General features: G+C 55.9%; 7 protein-coding genes. All 7 read left to right on the top strand.

The genetic code is table 11. From position 1 onward, the window contains the following. On the top strand, positions 1-438 hold a 438-nt coding region (locus METPAY_RS08530), incomplete at its 5' end, for a membrane protein (RefSeq protein WP_048151342.1). A 14-nt stretch (positions 439-452) separates the two neighbouring features. Further along, positions 453-653, top strand: a complete 201-nt coding sequence (locus METPAY_RS08525) for a hypothetical protein (protein WP_157199046.1) — start codon at positions 453-455, stop codon at positions 651-653. A gap of 1 nt (position 654) precedes the next feature. Continuing rightward, positions 655-1,506 (top strand): respiratory chain complex I subunit 1 family protein, encoded by an 852-nt coding sequence (locus METPAY_RS08520; protein WP_048151338.1) that lies wholly within the window; start codon positions 655-657, stop codon positions 1,504-1,506. Next, positions 1,503-1,787, top strand: a complete 285-nt coding sequence (locus METPAY_RS08515; RefSeq protein ID WP_048151337.1) for a hypothetical protein — start codon at positions 1,503-1,505, stop codon at positions 1,785-1,787. Before METPAY_RS08520 ends, METPAY_RS08515 begins: the two co-directional genes overlap by 4 nt. Beyond that, entirely contained in the window at positions 1,784-2,170 is a 387-nt protein-coding gene (locus METPAY_RS08510) for a DUF1959 family protein (protein ID WP_048151335.1), read from the top strand. Before METPAY_RS08515 ends, METPAY_RS08510 begins: the two co-directional genes overlap by 4 nt. Next, positions 2,167-2,646, top strand: a complete 480-nt coding sequence (locus METPAY_RS08505) for an NADH-quinone oxidoreductase subunit B family protein (RefSeq protein WP_048151332.1) — start codon at positions 2,167-2,169, stop codon at positions 2,644-2,646. The genes METPAY_RS08510 and METPAY_RS08505 overlap by 4 nt, the downstream gene beginning before the upstream one ends. After that, positions 2,643-3,478, top strand: an 836-nt coding sequence (locus tag METPAY_RS08500; RefSeq protein ID WP_048151373.1) for a hydrogenase large subunit, incomplete at its 3' end; no start/stop codon positions are given. The genes METPAY_RS08505 and METPAY_RS08500, both read left to right, overlap by 4 nt.

Genomic DNA, 3,478 nt, shown 5'->3' with positions numbered 1-3,478 from the left:
ATGGCGATCTCCTGCGGGCTTGCGGCGATGGCCGGCGTTACGACCGGCGACATATTCAACTTCACCCTGCTCACAGCGATGGTCGGCATATGCAACATCGGAATCGTTGCGTCGGTGAAGAACAAACACGTCCTCGACAACGCCTACGAGTACGGGATACTGGCGATGATCGCAACGCTTCCGCTCTTCGGCGGTGCGGCGATAATCCTCGCCACGACCGGAACACTCAGCATGTGGGAGCTTTTCACAGCGGCGGTGACTGTCCCGGTAATTGCGAAGGGACTGCTGGTGATTGGTGTCATCGGCGAGGGAATGGCGCCGGTATATGTAGCGAAGGCGGAGATAACGAGAGCACCCGGGGCGCCCTACGTGCTTATGATCCACGTAAGTTCGCTCCTGATGTTCCTGAGGGTAATTGAGATTATAATATCGATGTGATGGAGAGCCGGATTATGAAGAAAAATATGAAGATACTGATGGTTGTATCCGGGCTGATCTGTCTTGCGTCCGCCGTCCTTGCGGGGACGGGGATAATCGACCAGATCGTGATGGTTGCGGCGCTGATAATATTCTTCCCGCTGTTTGTCGTCTCGACATTTCTCACGTGGAAGGCGTCAGATCGCGAAGGGGACTACCCGTTTATAGGTTATTGACATGATTTGGTTTCTGCTATATGTGCTGCTCGCCGTTTTCATCGGCCTGCTCTATCACGGAATTCACCGGAAGGTCATCGCGAGGATACAGACGAGGCCGGGCCCGCCGATCTGGCAGGAGTTTCTGCACCTGCTGAAGTTCTCCTTCAAGCAGACCTGGATTCCGAAGACCGCATCGCAGCTGATGTTCGTCACTATAATCGTGGTCGTGATCGCGATCTGGATCGGCGGATTATATGTTCTGCTTACCGGCGGAAGCCTGCTGATACTCTTCGCGATATTCCTGTTGCACAAGATAACCGAGCACGGTCTCGGCCTCTCGTCCGGATCGCCCTACGGGAAGTTCGGTGCGATAAGGTCGGTCATATCCGCGGCATCCGAGATCCCGCTCTTTGCGACGGTTGGTGCGATATACCTGATCACCGGCTCGCTGATGATCTCGGACATCACCGCGTACGAGGCTGCGAACGGTCCGCTGATCATCCCGGCGTTCCCTATGGCGATCGCGATGTACGTGATCGTGCTCTCGAAGCTCCCCTACAATCCGTTCGGGATAATCGAGGCGAAGGAGATCGTGAGCGGGAACAAGACCGAGCACTTCGGCGTATGGAGGGCCGGGCTTGAGACGGGATTCTCGATAAAGACATTCGTTCTTCTCGCGACTTTCGTTACGATCTTCATCGGTGCTCTCCCGCTGTGGCTCATGCTGGTCGCGATGCTCGTCCTGATGCTGACGATGTCGTTCATCTGTGCCCTGACTCCGATGCTCTCTCCGTATGACGCTGTGACGATACAGGCATTAATAATCGCATTTGTCGTAATCTATGTAGTGATTACAGGGGTGATCCTATGAGCAGTGCAGTGCAGGCCGGGCGGACCGGAAAGACAAGGTGGATCGGTCCGGCCGTCGTCGCCGGGGCTGTAGTCTATATCGTGATAGCGGTCTGGCAGGCGGTTCTGTATCCGGCGGTCATACCCGAGGCGGTCGCGATTGCAGTGCTCCTGGCTGTCTTTGCCTCGGGGCTTGCGATGAAAAATCCTGAAGCCATGAAGAAGGGCGAGATGGCGGCGGTCTGGATCTGCATCCTCCTCTTCGCAGCATACGGAATTCTCAGGATCGGGGGGTTGTTATGACCGATTTCATCTACGAAAAGGACCTGACGAATATGAAGCTGAAGATACTTTCGAGTCCTTTTCATACGAGGATGGTAGACGAACTCTCGAAGAAGTACGGGATAAGCCGGTCGGCCCTGATGAAGAACATGATGGAGAACCTCGACATGTCCCTTCTCGAAAACCTTCCGGCAAGATACAATGCGTGGAAGGCGGACGTGAACGACTCCGAGCTCGACCGGGAGATCGGTGCGATGCTCTTCGTGAATTATATTCCGCTTATCGGTGAAGAGAACGCGAAGGCCGTGCTCGACGGTGCACAGGCCAGGATAGATTCGGGAGAGGATCGCGATGCGGCGGTCTCGAACGGAATAAAGGAGATATCGGGGATGATCCGGCGATGAGTATTATACAGAAACTGAAGAACAAGGTCCGTTCCAAATCATTACACGTGAGCTACGTCAACGTCGGTTCGTGCAACGGCTGCGACATCGAGATTCTCGCCTGCCTCTCGCCGAGGTACGACCTCGAACAATACGGGATATATGTCCACAACAACCCCCGTGAGGCCGACATCCTCCTGATTACAGGTGCTCTGTGCGAGCAGTGGGACGACAAACTCGTCAGCCTCTGGGAGAAGATCCCCGAGCCGAAGGCGGCGATAACCATAGGAAACTGCCCCATATCGGGCTGCGTCTTCAACAGGCGGGGAAGTTACGTGAACCCGCCGGTATCGAAGCATATCCCGATCGCCGCATCGATTCCCGGCTGTCCTCCGCGGCCGTCGGAGATCGTGAGCACGATCCTCAGCATTGCGCCCGAGGTATTCAAAGACTTCGAGGAGAAAGGGAAGGGGAAGAAGAAGGAGACGAAGAAATGAAGAAGATCGTCGATGTTTCGCTCCCGATTGGTCCGGTCCACCCGGTCTTCAAGGAGCCTGCCCGTATAAAATGCGAGACGATGGGCGAGAGGGTTCTCTCCGCCGAGGTCGAACTCGGCTATGTCAAGAAGGGCATAGAGAAGATCATGTGCGGCCGTCCCTGGCAGGAAGTCATGTTCCTCGCCGAGAGGATCTGCGGGATCTGCTCGGTGGTTCACAATATGGTCTTCATCGAAACGGTCGAGAGAGTCTCGGCAATCGAGCCCTCTCCGAGAGCGGCATACCTGCGGGTCATCGCGAACGAGCTCGACCGGATGCAGTCGCATATTCTCGCGAACTACTCATACTGCTATACGATAGAGCACGAAACGCTGGCGATGTATCTCCTCAATATCCGTGAGACCGTCATGGACCAGATCGAGCTTCTCACAGGGGCGAGAGTGACCTGCGCCTACATCATCCCCGGCGGGGTGAGGTTCGACTTCAGGCCGGAGGATGCCGCGAAGCTGAGAGCAGCACTCCTTAAGGTCGAATCGGATGTCAAAAGATTCCAGGGAATGTTTGCGAACGGACGAATGATCTCGCTCCGGAGCAAAGGTGTTGGTCTGCTGACTCCCGAGGAGGCGAGGATCGCTCATGCGGTCGGGCCGACAGCGAGGGCGAGCGGTCTTAGGATCGACGAGAGACTGAACCACCCGACATATCAGCTGCTGGAGTTCGAGCCGATCGTCCGCGACGAGTGCGATAACTACGCACGGGTTATGATCCGTTTCCAGGAGGTCATGCAGAGCATCGGGATCATCAGGAGATGCCTCGACGAACTTCCCGGAGG

Source organism: Methanolacinia paynteri (genome assembly GCF_000784355.1).
GTDB classification, from domain to species: Archaea; Halobacteriota; Methanomicrobia; order Methanomicrobiales; family Methanomicrobiaceae; genus Methanolacinia; species Methanolacinia paynteri.
Note: the sequence above shows the minus strand (reverse complement) of the source record. Positions and strands in the feature narration are given on the sequence as shown.